This is a genomic window from Pseudoalteromonas sp. RB2-MNA-CIBAN-0110, from assembly GCF_040309305.1.
GTDB classification, from domain to species: Bacteria; Pseudomonadota; Gammaproteobacteria; order Enterobacterales; family Alteromonadaceae; genus Pseudoalteromonas; species Pseudoalteromonas arctica.
In genome coordinates this window covers 39,762-54,791 of record NZ_JBEOOQ010000033.1, presented here as the reverse complement: position 1 = coordinate 54,791, position 15,030 = coordinate 39,762, and the positions used below count along the sequence as shown (strand labels likewise).

General features: G+C 35.2%; 10 protein-coding genes. 7 read left to right on the top strand and 3 right to left on the bottom strand.

Annotated features, from left to right (window positions below; translation table 11 throughout):
- Positions 1-278: 278 nt before the first annotated feature.
- The 3 genes from AAEY68_RS15395 to AAEY68_RS15385 are packed head-to-tail and all read left to right on the top strand — an operon-like array spanning position 279 to position 6,465.
- Positions 279-848 carry a hypothetical protein gene (locus AAEY68_RS15395; protein WP_024594206.1) on the top strand — a complete coding sequence of 190 codons (570 nt, stop codon included), beginning with the start codon at positions 279-281 and terminating at the stop codon, positions 846-848.
- A 59-nt stretch (positions 849-907) separates the two neighbouring features.
- Positions 908-3,382 (top strand): hypothetical protein, encoded by a 2,475-nt coding sequence (locus tag AAEY68_RS15390; protein WP_139015469.1) that lies wholly within the window; start codon positions 908-910, stop codon positions 3,380-3,382.
- Positions 3,352-6,465, top strand: coding sequence for a site-specific integrase (locus AAEY68_RS15385; RefSeq protein ID WP_166109283.1), 3,114 nt, complete (start codon positions 3,352-3,354; stop codon positions 6,463-6,465). The genes AAEY68_RS15390 and AAEY68_RS15385 overlap by 31 nt, the downstream gene beginning before the upstream one ends.
- A gap of 33 nt (positions 6,466-6,498) precedes the next feature.
- Here the strand turns inward: AAEY68_RS15385 and AAEY68_RS15380 are convergent, their stop codons facing one another.
- From AAEY68_RS15380 to AAEY68_RS15370, 3 genes are read right to left on the bottom strand one after another with little or no spacing between them, the layout of a single operon-like run.
- Positions 6,499-7,356, bottom strand: coding sequence for an HD domain-containing protein (locus AAEY68_RS15380; protein ID WP_024594202.1), 858 nt, complete (start codon positions 7,354-7,356; stop codon positions 6,499-6,501).
- A complete protein-coding gene (locus AAEY68_RS15375) occupies positions 7,349-8,560 on the bottom strand; it encodes a site-specific integrase (RefSeq protein WP_024613063.1) in 1,212 nt (403 codons plus the stop codon). Before AAEY68_RS15375 ends, AAEY68_RS15380 begins: the two co-directional genes overlap by 8 nt.
- Entirely contained in the window at positions 8,553-8,804 is a 252-nt protein-coding gene (locus tag AAEY68_RS15370) for a hypothetical protein (RefSeq protein ID WP_024594200.1), read from the bottom strand. The genes AAEY68_RS15375 and AAEY68_RS15370 overlap by 8 nt, the downstream gene beginning before the upstream one ends.
- A gap of 87 nt (positions 8,805-8,891) precedes the next feature.
- Here AAEY68_RS15370 and AAEY68_RS15365 point away from each other — a divergent pair, with 87 nt between their 5' ends.
- The 4 genes from AAEY68_RS15365 (at position 8,892) to AAEY68_RS15350 (ending at position 15,021) form a co-directional block, all read left to right on the top strand.
- Positions 8,892-9,110, top strand: a complete 219-nt coding sequence (locus AAEY68_RS15365; RefSeq protein WP_024594199.1) for a helix-turn-helix domain-containing protein — start codon at positions 8,892-8,894, stop codon at positions 9,108-9,110.
- Positions 9,111-9,927: 817 nt separating this feature from the next.
- Positions 9,928-12,354, top strand: coding sequence for an alpha-amylase family protein (locus AAEY68_RS15360; RefSeq protein WP_024594198.1), 2,427 nt, complete (start codon positions 9,928-9,930; stop codon positions 12,352-12,354).
- A gap of 73 nt (positions 12,355-12,427) precedes the next feature.
- Entirely contained in the window at positions 12,428-13,318 is an 891-nt protein-coding gene (locus AAEY68_RS15355; RefSeq protein ID WP_024594197.1) for a family 16 glycosylhydrolase, read from the top strand.
- A gap of 179 nt (positions 13,319-13,497) precedes the next feature.
- Entirely contained in the window at positions 13,498-15,021 is a 1,524-nt protein-coding gene (locus AAEY68_RS15350; protein ID WP_024594196.1) for a sulfatase-like hydrolase/transferase, read from the top strand.
- Positions 15,022-15,030 lie beyond the last annotated feature (9 nt).

Here is a 15,030-nt window from a genome sequence, read left to right as displayed (position 1 = left end):
AGATGTACTTTTATTTATTTTACTTAAATGTTGGTACGACTGAGTGGATTCGAACCACCGACCCCTACCATGTCAAGACGTTATTTTAACTACTTCTATAAATAATAATCTCCAGTAAATATAATTAATTGCATATTATTACAATAACTTAGATAAAATTTAGTTAATATTAAAATCTGTTTTTGAGTGTTTTACGAACATTTAAAGCTTGATCTGGGCACTATTTAGGCACATTATGAAAATGTCAAAAATGACTACTTATTGTTCTGGTGCTGAATATGATTGATGAGAATGTTGAAGGCAAATTAAAAAAGATCGATGAATTATTAGACAGGTCTACATTTGAGTATATTGTCGCAGAAAATATTACCCTTGAAAAAACCATAGATAATTTAATCAGTAATATAAATTTATTTTCGTTTTTAAAACCAAGTTCAAACGACAGCTTTGATACAATTACTACTTGGAAACTTGATGCTTATCAAGCCCCGATAATTGGATATAAAACTGATAACGAAAAGTTAAAACTAGTCTCTGGCTTATTTACATTTCATAAAGTTTGTCGACTTCAATATCAGTCAAATCAACTTGTCCCATGTTTGATCCTTCCTAATCGTCCGACACCCGATCTTAGACGTTTAATTTTTCTTAATGATATTGTTCGACTACTTTTTAAGCAGTACTTTAATGCATCCGGCCCTTTAATCTCAGAGTTACTTATTGGCTTATTCAAAGGTGAACAACCAGTAATTGATTCAACAGAATGGCGTACCTTATTTCCAGCTATTAAAACAAAAACAGAATTATGTAAATGGCTTAAAATTAGTACAAAAGTGATTAAATTATGACGGGTATGCTAAAAGTTAAGCTTCTTGAGCATATTGAGTTGTATTGCAAAGGGGTAAACTTGGAAATCAGTATCGAGGATATAAAATCTGACTTTGATGATTTTACTTCTCGCATAAGTGCTCCTGAAGATTTGAGTGGTTTATCACAAGTTTTTTTATTATTAAAAAGGATGAATGATGCGTCATGGAAGCTATGGGAATTTACTAAAAGTGAACTATGTCTTCCTGAGTATATTTATTATGCCTTTAATGAGTATGGAGTTGAGCTAGATGCAAGCTCAAGAGAGAGTTTTAATCGCAGCACATATAAAAATGGTTGGTGCAATGAGATACCATTCTATGTATTACTTATTAAATCATATGAGTATAAGCAAGATTCAAAATCATTAAATCTTCTTGCTAATTTTATTGGTAATTATTTTAAAAAAATACATACACTCATCGATCCTGAATTAGCTACAAGCTCATCAACAAGAGAAGCTGAGGTTTGTAATAAGTTTCGCTTATTAATGAAAAAGTCCAATATAGCCTTCGTACCTTATAAAGATAAAATATTAACAAACTACCTTGATTCAGCTTCGTCAATCGCGAGTAAGTTAGAGTCAATTATTAATAATGATATATATACTAATAATGTAACGGATAGAGGTTATTTAAATACTTTAATTCATTTTTATAAGAATGACTGGCAACCAGCTCGGCTGTATAAACGAGGAGGCCGTTACAGAGGCTCCATCGCTAAATGGTATAAAAAACCTAATACTTTACCTATTACTGGGGCTGTTGATAATTTGTCAGTTTTAATACCATCTTTAAACTTTTTATCAGATACAGAGGGACTTAACCCTGAAGATTCTGAGGTTCAGATGCCTTTTGTAATTGATAACAATGAAAGCAATACTGAAAGAGATAAAACCGATCATCAAAGCATTGAAATGATTTTTAGTCCCGCCTCTAAGAAGAAAAAACAAATAGATATAACTCGCAATGTGCACCGAGCTCATAATATTGCTTACCAAGATACGCGATTATTAAAGGCGCCAGAACTGGGCTTATTATTTGATACATTAAATAAGTATGGCCGTTCCGATAAAAATATTGAGCTTGCGATATTGGGATGGCTGATGTTTTTATTGGGTAAGACGTTACATGAGATAGAAAGCTTACAGATATTTAATAAAATAGATGACAAAACACGAGGTTTGTTTCTAGATGAAAATGGTCGAGGCTGGTGGTATTTCCCTATAACTCAAACCGCTAAACCAACGATTAAAAAAGTTGGTCTTATTAAAACAGCGAATGGTGTATTTACTGCCTGTCCTACATTTTTGACAGATTTAATAATTAAATACTTGAAGGGCAGAAAAGAAGGCTTACTTATTAACGTAGACAATTTTGCAGCACTTGAAAGCAGTTTAGCCAAAAAATTAAAAAAGTTATCAGATAGAGCTTATAGCGGAAGACTAAGTATCAATAGCATTAGTAATTTTATTGGGAATTATATTAATGCAACAGGTGTGATAGACCCTATTTATATAGACTTTAGTTACGATGTAAAAATGTACTCTACTCGAGTATCTCGAAGCTATAGCAATATTGATGATGTTACGCGGTGTGAAAGGCTATTTGAGTTTTGGCAAGAAGTTGAGTCTGATTACTATGATTATTGTAAAGAAAAATCCCCTATAAAACTTTTTGAATTAGTGTGTTTTGATAAGCGTAATCGTATGCTTGGTTCTAAATTTACACCAGAGAATATGACAGTTAAGAGCCTCATAGCAGCTTTGGCATTAGAAGTTAAAAACACTAAGTTAAACTCTTTAAAAAAACTTGATGCAATCTTAAAATACCATAACGCGTTTACAGTCTATACGGCATGGATGTTAATGTTTGGAACGGGTTATCGGGCTGTTTGGAACCCGTTACCAACTTTTTCCCTGTATTTTCCAACGCTAAACCTCATGGGGATAAGTGATAAAGATGATAGTGATTTTACGCATTCTAGATTAGTTTGTTTACCGTCTATTTTAAATGCGCAAATCACAGCTTATCAAGAGCACCTTAGTTGTTTGAGAGGGTTAATAAGAGTATTAAAGCCCAAGTTATGCCAGTCAATAGATGACTTTTTAAATGCCGCCTCTAAAAGCTTAAATCTCGATTACAAAGAATCTTGTCAGTGGTTTAAGCTAATTAGAAATTCACGTATAAATCATGGACCTTTATTCATATTTCAAAGACAAAGAGCAGGAATTGTTACTAAAGGTATTTCTCCTACAGAGTTAGTTCTCAGGTTACCTAAGGAACATAAAATACCTGCAAATGCAGGAAGGCATTGGCTTAAAAGTAATTTGCTTTATAACAACGTCAATTCAGAGCTAATAAACTTTCAAATGGGCCATTGGCAGTCTGGTGAGGTTCCTTTAGCTGATTATTCGACACTAAATTACATAGATTCTGTAAATGAATTATTACCTATCCTAGATAAGTTATTTAAGGGGGTAGGGTGGCAAACTCTAAAGTCCGATCTTATTTAAATGAACTGAAGAAGCAAGGTAAGTTCCATCAATGTTTTCAACAGATTGTAAATGCTTATAGAAACGGCTCTGATAATGATTTTGGAATTAGATTTAGCGATGATGATTTTTTAAACGAATATAAAAAGCTATGCATGCTAATGCTTAGGTATTTTAAAAAATCCGATGAGAATGTTCTTTCTAGTGAAATGAACATTTTAAAGTCACGGTTAAAAGAAGACTTAACGATTAAACACCTTCAGCTCATGCTTATTGATGCTATATTAAATTATGGATTAAAGCATCATGGTATTGAATCTTCAAAAGTCCCTCAAATCGTCGTACTAAAGCGCGATAAACCTATGTTATCACCAGTAGAATTAATAAAACTACCGATAGCACTACAAATTAAGTCAATATTAAGTAAAGAGCTACAAACACCAACTGCTAATTTATCAAAAGAAGCTAGTTATGGTCGGTTAGTTTTATTTTTATATATGACAACAGGTGTTCAGTTTGACGAGCTTATTACAATCATAAATGCCCCGGATGCTTTAATGTATTTAGGTGGTCAAGTATTTTGGTATGGGAAAAGCGAAAAAGAGGAACGACGATACGTACTATGTGATGCTGTTGTCCTTTTATTATTACATCATAAAAACTTCATTAAGCCGTCTGAGAAAATACGAGTAAATAAAAATAGATTAAGTGAATTTATAATAACGTTTTTAACAGAAGCTAGTGGTAAAAACTGGCAAAGCTTGTCACTTTTAAAATTACGAACACTTAGAAAAATAGATACTATAATCAACCTCAGCCCTATCGACTATCAGATGTATTTACGGTCTAGTACCTGTACCGAGCTACCTCAAACAGCTTTTTTAAGGTTAATAAGTAATAAGGCATTAGTTGCAGACGAAATAGCAAAACAACCTAAGAAATTTAATGAGCTTAATAAGCTATTGTCATTTGATAGTGACAGCTTTGATTATATTGAGCCTAAATTAATAAAAGCCAAGTTAGAGTATACCTATAAAAACTTGAGGGAACTGAATGGCCAAAGAGCTTCAAGGGCACAGTGCATTAAATTTGTTGAACAAGAATTGAAAAATGATAAAAATAGTGTTTATTTCAATATTTTGTGTGGTTGGCTTTATTATCTTTTGAAAGAGGGAGGGGTAACTAAAAAGAAGTTAAAAGTAGACACAGTAATTGATTATGTGAAAAGTATCAGTGAACCTTTTTTAAATGTTTTTACTCGAACTGATCTAGCAGTAATATCAGCGTCAGATTGGGCAATAAAGTTAAATGATACGAGTGAATATTTTAATTCTGCCCAACGTAAAAAGTATTTATATTATTTCTCTGTGTTTTTAATAGAGTCTGAAATTGTCAAAGACTTGTGTATTGACGATCTTGATATAGCTCCTGTCCAAAGTAAAGTTGATGCTAATTTAGTTTCAGCTAGTCATGTAAGCGCAATTCTTGAATATTTAAGTGACAGCCTCAATAACAGTCCGGTTGAGTTATATGCATATTTATTAATGTGTTTTTGTTTTTATAGTGGCTTGCGCCGTAATGAAGCCGCTAAGCTGTACTTTGGTGATATTCAGGTTTCACCTATAAAGCCAAATAAAGGTGAATATGATTGGGTTCTACTATCAATCAGACCAAATAAAATAAGGGGTTTAAAAACACCTTCAGCTAGAAGAGAACTACCCCTAGATGCGTTATGGCCAAAAGAGCATTTAGCCAAGCTAAGAAGCTTTTATGACGTTCAAAAAAACACTGAAAATAAGCCATCAAATTCATTGTTATTTAACTGCTCTGTTAGCGTAAATAAAGCATACGAGCTATTAACGCAATTACTGCATTACTATACTAAGGATCATACTCTAAGAATTCATCACCTAAGACATAGCTTTGCTAATTGGACTTGGTACAGATTAAATTCAAACTTGGTATTAACGGGAAGGCAGTATTTATCTATATTTGAAAATGGCTTATTTGATCAAAGTTTTATTACTCACTTTAACAAAAGATTAAAAGTTAAAGACAATACTCGCTCAAAAATGTTTTTTTTGTCTCATTTACTTGGTCATAAAGTCACAGTGTCGACACTAAATAGCTATTTACACTTAAAGGACATACAGCATTGCGCTCAAATGAATCAGACATATACAGTATCTAAGTATTTTTTATCTGAATGTATAGGGAGATCTAATTTTAAGGAGTTTATGCCAGGTGAAAGTTTAATTGAAAGAATTGAATTTTATAGTAAAAAACAAGAGCAAGACTATTCGATCCAATATGCAGGTAAGGTTAGTGATTTAATCACACCATCGTTTAAAGGTTTTAAACAAAAGTTTGAAGTTGATGGGCAAATAAGAATGTTAGATTATGCAAATGCTCTTAAATCGCTAGAACTAAACTCAATACACGATACAGCATCGAGTTACTCACTCCCTGTGGAGCAAGTTCAAAAATTACATGATAATGCTCTGAGTGTAAGCAGGGAATATCCCAGGAAAGGTAAAAAGCTGCCCTTAATTCCTAACTTCCCAAGTTTAGATAATACTAAAGATGACTTAAAAAGAGTTTCTTCACAAAAAGCATTTTATTATTTATGTCAGAAATTTGATACTTTATTAAGTCAGAAAAATGTAACGCTTAGTGAAGCATTTGATGCCCTACAAATATTGAAATATGGTGCTGCAGGGAAGAATTTCGCTCTTCGTTGTCCTGATGAGCAAGTAATACGCAACTTTTTAAATTTATGTATAAAATTTAAATTAAAGTCGAGCCACTTCAAATTTCGTTTTCATCAAGTAGATTTACAAAATCAAAATGTTATTCAAGCGAGGTCTTACTGGGAAGAATTAGTTTCGTCATTTGGATTAAGCGATAGTCACATCGAAAGCGCCTCAATTGAGGAGGGCAGGTTTCTAGGTAAACATAATGGCAATGGCTTTTTAGAAGTTGGATTATTAATTACAGTAAAGGGTAGTAAAGGTACATATAAAAAGTCGAGGCGCCACCATAGCTTAATGAGCTTTCTTCATTTGCTGCTTATTATAAGTTATAGGGCCGGCGAAGCCCCTTAATAGCTTCAAATTAAGTTTAGGTATTTTAAAACGTTAACTCATTCTTTTAAGAACTTTATCGCCAACTTTACAAAAATGGTAATAATCAGGAAGTTCTTGAAATTTAGCATGTATAAAAGCTGATTCAGAAGAGCATCGGTCAGCTTGTTGCACAATATGCTCAATTGCATATCTCGCTTGATAGCCAGATGGCTTGGCTGCTAATAAACTGCTTAATAACTCCAGCAATTGCCTATTACGACTGCCTAGCTTCGCTAAAGGTTCAGCTAAGATAGCAAAGTTATAACCTTCGTGTGGTCCTGGTATGTAGCGATCGTTGGCTTGATGTAGCATGACAAATATTTTACCAATATCGTGAAATAAGCCAGCTACTAATGCAGCTTGGCATTCAATACTGGAATGATTTAAGTGTTTAGCATTATTAAATGCAATTTCAGCTACCTCTATACTGTGCTCAAATAATCCATGAGTATAAGAATGATGGTGGTTTAGGCTAGCCGGTGCTTGTATGAATTTTTGTAAAATGCTTTGTTTAGTTAAAATAAAATCAATAAAAGGCTGCAACTCACTGCATGTGACGAAGCTAAGTAGCTTAAAAAATCGTGCTATTAAATGCTCATTTGTATTATTTATCATCGAAGTTAAATTAAGGTACTGCTGTTCGTTACATTGAGAAAGTATAGGCTCTATATCACAAACAACATGATTACCCATTATATCGTGAGTTAACTGAAATTGAGCTAAGCCAGACACTATTTGGCATTTTCTAGCAATATCAGCAGATGTAATAGCGTAAATTATTTGCTTACTTATCAATAGCTCACAATTGGCTGTTGGCAAAGTACCATTAATATGTAAATTTTTTAACCAACCATAGATATAGTTATTCATAAGTAGCCTCTTCTTCAATGTTGGCATTTAGAAGTAGGCGGTCAAAAGAACTACCATCTTGTCGAGTATTGTTTGGAACATAACGGCTGTAAACTTCAAATAGCATTTTAGTGGTGCTGTGACCCATTTGTTTAGCTATCCATTCAGGGTTTTCACCAGCAGAAAGCCATAAGGTTGCGCATGTATGTCTTGTTTGATAAGGGCGTCTCCTCTTTAAAGAGAGCTCTTCTAGCGTTGGATACCACACCCTTTTAGTTATATTTCGATGGTCAAGAGGGTTACCTTTTTTATTACAAAAAACATAAGTGTTCTTACCAGTTATTTTGAATTGTGTTTTTAATGCATCAACAACAACTCTAGATAGCTGGATATTTCTATATGATGTGGCTGTTTTAGGTGTCTCAACATTGCCATCAACTAAGGTTTCATGAATAGTAATTTCATTTCGATCAAAGTTAACGTATTCCCACTTGAGGCCATCAATCTCTGCTGTTCGTATCGCAGTAAAAAAGCGAACGGTATAATAATTACGAAAATCACTTCTTACATACTTAAGAAATTGCTGAACTTCCTTGAGTGAAAAAGGTTCTATCTTGGTTTTAACTACTTTTAGTGGTTTTATATTGTTAAAAGGAGTTTGAAAATCATAACGTAATGACGCTTCTTTAAGTATGCCTCTAAGAGGTGTCATAACATGATTGATCCAATCATTACTCAATTGTTTTTTACTACTACGCTTAGGCTCTAATATGCCCGCGCGATATTTAATAATATGAGCACGGCTTATTTCATCAAGATTAAACTTGCCAAATTCAGGAATTAAATAACGCTCAAAGATCATAGACACATTTTTAAAATGACTAATTTTCCAATGAATTTTACTTTCTTCTAGCCACTCATAAGCAAATGCCTCGAAGTTAGGTACATTCTGTAAAATAACATCAGCTTTATTCGTTTCATTAGCTTTTATAGCTTCTATCTGGTCATCAAACAGTTTAAAAGCCTTGCAGCGGTTACTATTCGGAAACATATCTCGGTAAACAAAACGATCGAGCATAATTTGAATTTCAATATTTTCTAGAACTTTCTCAAGTTTGATACGATTAGCTTTTGTATCCTTGAGTAAGGTCTGCTCACGACATCGTATATTTTGATAATAAAAATCAAAAAACAACTTATCGTTTCGGCTTCTTACACTAGCCATAACATACACCTCCACTTGCGAGAGGAATGACAAATTCGCGCTCAGCTTTATACGTGGTGTTGTACATTTCTTCCATTACACTTTCTAAAAGGTAAAGTATTTTTCTTGATCCAAAAGGTCTAATGTAATGCTCACCCTCAAAAAAAACATTGTCTTTCAACTTACGGTTAATGTAATCTGGACTGAACTTAATAAAGCTTGAAAGTTCTTTAGCAGAAAGCAAAGTAAATTCATTTTTAATCATAAAAGTATCCTCACAAGAAACTAAAGTGATTAAATCATACAGAAAGTATCCTGTAAAGAAACTTTTTAAATAATTGGTTGTATTAAAATGATTGTTTATAACTTAAAGGAATTAATCGCAGCTAAGTCATTGAAAGAGGGACGTAAAATTACGTTAGATGAAGTTGCAAATGCCGCAGGAGTAAATAAAGCCGCGATGTCAAAAATGGCTAATAACAATAATTACTCAACAACTACGCGTACTTTGGATGCATTATGTGCTTACTTCGACTGCAAAATAGAAGAGATAATCACGTATAAAAAATAATTGGATCAAAATAAGTTCGTTGCTATATCAGTCTATACACCAGATAGAATATCTTGATAAATATCAGGCTTGTTCATTGCCTCAATATCACTACATTCTAAAGTGTGATTATAACTTTTAAACCAAAAAGGGAGATCCCTGTTTTCATAGAGTGATTTACCTACTTTGATAGCTCAAGATTTATTGACTTAATTTTTATCAATAAAGTTAAGTTGAAATCGAGGGTAGGCTACCTCAGCGTTAGGATAAATGTTAGTGACAAAAAATATCAGTTGATCAACAACAAGTCTGTCCGCACTTTTAATTTCGAGAAGATTGGCAACGTCAGCTTTTGTAAAAAGAGAGTTATTTACTAAGAACTTGTCTATTTCAGTTTTATAAGTTTTAGATTTGGCTGCTAATGTTTATTCAGTTATTTAATTTTTTTAAAATATTTCTAAACAGAGCGATAACCTTGCCTTAATTGAGCATTTTCATTACTCAGTGATTTATCCATTCTTATTACTCCTAGCTAAAATACACATATGTTTTAATCAGGTGTCGTTTCGAGAGTTACTTTTTTAGCATCAGCCTAAATTGATTTAGTAGTCAAGTGTTTTAATACTCTAGCTGCTTTGTTAGTAAGCGACTCAAGTAGAGGTAAAACATTCAAGTTACACTACTCCTAAGTCTTCAATATGTAAGGTTGATCTAAATTTAATTACAAAAACATTCAAACAGCTTACAAATACAAACATATGATGTATATTATCTGTTGCACATAATAACAACAGTGTAAAAACCTGTTAACAGATAACGACCTCAACGGGAGAAAAATATGAGACAACATCTTTTAGGCTTCACACTAGCCCCCTTGTTTTTGCTTACAACAGCATGCTCACAACAAGAAAGCGTAGTTAAAGTTGATAACAATGAAACACAAAGCGCAACGCAAGATAACTACGAACAAGTTGCGATTCTAAAAATGGCAAAACTCAAAAAAATGATGCAACAAGCGCAAAGTAAGCAGATTGATGTAACACGTGAACAGAGTATTATTTGGTTTTCAGAACAATTTTTAAAGTTTGCCAATTGGGATGAAAATAATTATGACGCAGTCGTCAAATTATTTGGGTACGAGCGCCATTATGCCGCTGATAAAGAAAAGCTAGCAAAAGAGTTACCAAACTTTGAGCGCGAAAAAGTAATTCAAATTTTAGAGAAAGGCATTGAAGAGCTTGGTAAAGAGCTCGCAGGTGATATTAAACGTCGCCCAGTGAACAAGGTTGATTGGCAAAATACAAAAGCAGAAGATAATATGTTTGTGAGTAATGGCAAGCCTATCTTTTTGTATGATTACTTTTCAAAGAGTGTTGGTCAGCCACTTACAAATAAAGATATTTATAACGATCATTTAGGCGCGCTCTATCATGGCGGTGAAGATTTATACCCGGTAGATCACGACCGTGCCATTAATTCATTTTTAGTGCGTGAAGATGGCACTTTTGACGAAGAGTTAATGAAAGAGCTGACGCGTATCCCTGATACCAACATTGGTTTTTTAGTTTACTGGTTAATGGGTATTCCAAAGTGGGTTGAAGAGCAAGAGCCAGAAGTTAGAAAAGGCCGTTCGTTATTTACAGGATTCGATATTGATAACCCATTAGCGCGAGATCTTTGGGGTAAAATAATTCGTAAAACGGGTGAGCTTACTAAAGGCAAAAAAGTTACTGAAGTTGGGTTTGTATTAGCTAACGAGCCGCATTGGTACGCCGAAAAAGGCCACTGGACACAAAAATATGAAGAAATGACCAGCATCTCTTCATACACACTAAATAAGTTTAGAAGTTGGTTAGATAAAAAATACCAAGGTGATATTAACGAGCTAAATGAAAACTGGGGAACGCATTTTAGCCAGTTTGCAGATGTAGCTATTGAGATACCGATTGATCCTGCGATTAAAGGCGAGCCTAAGTGGTACGACTGGACGCGTTATAATATGGACAGAAGCACTGACTGGTTTACTTACGTTCAAAACGAACTGCATTCTGTAAATGAAGACGCTGATACCCATATAAAAATTATGCCGCGCATGTTTATGGACGATTCACGCTCTGGCGGTATTGATACCGAAGCATTAGCTGAGTTAACAACCATGGTAGGGCACGATGCTAAGTCGTTTGGTAGCGAAAATATTCGCCCAGGTAAGTCATCTAAGTGGATTGAAAAGTACGCATATAACTGGGGCATAGTTACTATGTTTCATGACTTTATGGAATCAGTTGCGCCGAATAAAATTAATGTAAATTCAGAGTCTCATTTTTTATCATCAGGTCAGTGGCGAGATTTAGACACACGTACAAGCTATGTACGTAGTGTTTATTGGCTTGCAACTTTACTTGGTATGGATGCCAATATGGGCTGGTTTTGGGCGCGTGATCCAGATGGTTCACCAGAGGATCGTTTAGAAGGCGATCTGGACTTTTTTGACCCAGGTCTTGGCGGTGCATTTGCGGGTTCTAACAATATGCAGCCACATGTAACTAACGAAGTTACCCAAGTAATGTTTGATCTTAATAGTTTTTCTGAGGAAATTGTTGAGCTTAGAGAGCAGCGTCGCCCACTTCGTTTGTTTTACTCTGAAACAACAGCAATTAATACAAACGACTATATGACAAAGGGCTACACACTTTACGAAAATTTATTTTTTGAAGGTTTCCCGCTTGGTTTTGCAACTAAAGATGTAATCGAAAAGCAAGACAATAACAATTGGGATGCAATACTGGTTTATCGCAATAACTTTGTTACAGATGAAGAATTTAAAGCGCTTCAAGGGTATTTAAACAAAGGTGGTACCGTTATTTTAGACTCAGCGCAAAGCTTGTCTTTAGACGAGTACGGGCATCCGCGTAAGGCTAAGTTAGTTGCCAGTAAAGGTAAGCTTATTGTTATGCCAAAAGGGGCCGATGTTGAAGCTATTAAACAAACTGCACTTGCAGAGGTTTCGGGTAGTACGCCTGATGTTGTTGTAAAAGTAGATAATGGTGAGTCATTTAAAACCACAACATGGCGTACTGTTAAGCAAGACAATGGTAGTTACCTGGTTAATATTTTAAATTTAGGCCACACAACAGCAACCGTTGATCTGTCGCTTAAAAATGGTAAATCTATTCATGTTAAAAACTTAATGACGAGCAATAAAATGAATACCAGCTTTGATATTCCTTCTGAGGGTGTCTTGCTTGTTGAAGTTACAGCTCAATAAATAGTTTTTTAGCGGGTACATACCTATGTGCTCGCTTTTCAATTAACACGATACATTAAGTTGTGGATAGTAAATGAAAACAAATAATAAGGTTAAACTAATAGCAATATCGTTGAGCTTAATCCTTGGTAGTGCAGGGGTTAATGCTCAGCCGATGCCTCATATTGCGCAACCAGGCGAAAATTGGGTTTTACAAACTGAACGCTCAGATGAGTTTGATATTAAAGATGCTGAAAAATGGAATTTTCAAACAGAAAACTACGGTGTTTGGTCTTGGAAAGATGAAAATGCCAGTGTTTCTGAAGGCATATTAAAACTAACCACTAAACGAGAAACGCATTTAAGAACGTTTTGGGATGGCTGTAATAAAACAAAAGTGCCTAATTATAGATTGTTTTACACTTCGGGAGTTGCTAAGTCTAGGGCAACAGGGAGTTACGGATATTATGAGGCACGTATAAAGGGTGCGGATAAATTTCCGGGAGTATCACCTGCATTTTGGATGTACAGCAAAATAGATCGTACTTTAACGAATGAAGGCGATGTGCAATATAGTGAAATAGATGTAGTTGAGTTAACTCAAAAACAGACGCTTCAGGAGTCGGACCACGACCTACATAATATTGTTATAAAAGATGGCGCACCCAAGTGGATGCGACCTGGTAGCTCGCCAGAAACAAACCATAATGGCTATCACTTACCATTTGATCCCAGTGAAGACTTTCATACTTATGGGGTTAATATAACCAAAGACGACATTACATGGTATGTAGATAACGTTCAGGTTGGCTATAAAAAGAATTTGTACTGGCACCGCGATATGAACTTAACATTATCGCAGGGCTTACGCGCACCGCATACACAATGGAAATGTAATCAATTTTATCCTTCAGATAATCAGTCTGCACAAGGTTTTCCAACATCAATGGAAATTGATTACGTGAGAACGTGGTTAAAGCAATAAAAACCCTAAAGCCCATTCTAATAAAGTGTAAATATTAGCCAAATTAAAATTTACTTGTTGCCAATATAAACATCATATGTTTATATTATTGAAATCAATTTTATGCTTTTATAATAAAGTACAGGCAGATTGCTAAAACACTGACGTAGCAATTTTTAGTTGTTTAAAAGGACACACACATGAACTTATTTAAAATAAAAATGGTGATGCTGTTAGGGTGCTGCACATTATTTGCTCCCAATTTATATGCAAAAGATGCAGAGCTGAAAAACTCTGAAGCCAAAAAGCCAAATGTGCTGATTTTACTGTTTGATGATATGCGCTTTGATACGTTTTCTTATCGTAATGGCCCAGTTTCAACGCCAAATATTGACGCATTAGCAAACGAAGGTACACGTTTTGATCAAGCGATGACATCTACTGGCTTATGCTCTCCTTCGCGCGCGGCTATGTTTACTGGACGCTGGGGACATAAAACGGGGCTTGACGATAACGTGGGGCTTTATCATTCTCGCCTTTCGGAGTTATCACTTAGTGAAGGCAGCGTAATTAAACGTGCAACAAGCGTAGGTTACGACGTAAGTTATGTAGGTAAATGGCACTTAGGTGCACAAGGCCCAGCACTGCGCGGTGCAAACTTTATGTGGGGGCACGATAAAGATGAAGAGCGTAATGGCCGTCCTTTTACGCCTTATGGTACACAAAAAAATGTTGCCCGTATGAATGCAGGTGAGCGCGATAAAAACGGCGAAAAGCACGATTACTACAAAACACTTCCGGGTACATACGCAGATACAGTAACAGCTAAAGAAGTAAACGAAGGCAAATTAATGCTGCAAAATGCGGCCAAATCAGACAAACCATTTTTTGGTATTGTTAGTTTTGAGCAACCTCATCCGCCGTACCGCGTACCAGAACCTTACGCCAGCATGTACGACTACAAAGACATAAAACTTCCTAAAAACTTTGGTATAGAACGTAAACATAAACCAATGGCACAAGATGATATTTGGTGGCCTTGGCACGATGTAAGCCACATGACTGAAACCGATTGGCGCAAAGCGCATAGTTTTTACTATGGTGCCATTGCCATGATTGATCACGCAGTTGGCGAGCTTATTAACACCGCCAAAGAAGAAGGTTTATACGACGACCTACACATTATTTTAGTAGGCGACCAAGGTAGTATGCTAGGCGAGCATAACCTTTATGACAAAGGCCCATATGCCTACGACGAATTAATGCGTATGCCACTTATTATTCGTGACCCTAGCCTTGAGCCTAAAATAATTAACCGCCAAGTGTCTATGCTAGACATAGCACCAACACTTCGCCAGTGGATGACACTACCCCTTGATGGCGACGAAGATGGGCGTTCACTTTTACCATTGATGAAACAAGGCGATAGTGCCGATGCTGGTAAAGATGATATTTCGTTATATGCCTACGAATGGTACAACGGCGGATGGTTTGGTATTAGAGCTATACGTACCCCTGAAATGAAATTTGTATGGAATCCAGGCGACAGCCGCGATGAATTATACGACTTAAAAAATGATCCGTACGAAATCACAAACCAAATAGATAATCCTAAATACAAAAAACAGCTTACTGATTTAGTGCATAAAATGGCAGGAGAGCTTAAGCGTATTGAAGACCCATCATTAACTAAATTTAATCACCACATGAAAGCTTTTTTATAGCCGAGTAAT

What these genes read in the sequence shown, in the direction of transcription:
- AAEY68_RS15395 (WP_024594206.1), top strand. Translation starts at nt 279, where the DNA reads ATGATTGATGAGAATGTTGAAGGCAAATTAAAAAAGATCGATGAATTA.
- AAEY68_RS15375 (WP_024613063.1), bottom strand. Translation starts at nt 8,560, where the DNA reads ATGGCTAGTGTAAGAAGCCGAAACGATAAGTTGTTTTTTGATTTTTAT.
- AAEY68_RS15370 (WP_024594200.1), bottom strand. Translation starts at nt 8,804, where the DNA reads ATGATTAAAAATGAATTTACTTTGCTTTCTGCTAAAGAACTTTCAAGC.
- AAEY68_RS15355 (WP_024594197.1), top strand. Translation starts at nt 12,428, where the DNA reads ATGAAAACAAATAATAAGGTTAAACTAATAGCAATATCGTTGAGCTTA.
- AAEY68_RS15380 (WP_024594202.1), bottom strand. Translation starts at nt 7,356, where the DNA reads ATGAATAACTATATCTATGGTTGGTTAAAAAATTTACATATTAATGGT.
- AAEY68_RS15350 (WP_024594196.1), top strand. Translation starts at nt 13,498, where the DNA reads ATGAACTTATTTAAAATAAAAATGGTGATGCTGTTAGGGTGCTGCACA.
- AAEY68_RS15360 (WP_024594198.1), top strand. Translation starts at nt 9,928, where the DNA reads ATGAGACAACATCTTTTAGGCTTCACACTAGCCCCCTTGTTTTTGCTT.
- AAEY68_RS15365 (WP_024594199.1), top strand. Translation starts at nt 8,892, where the DNA reads ATGATTGTTTATAACTTAAAGGAATTAATCGCAGCTAAGTCATTGAAA.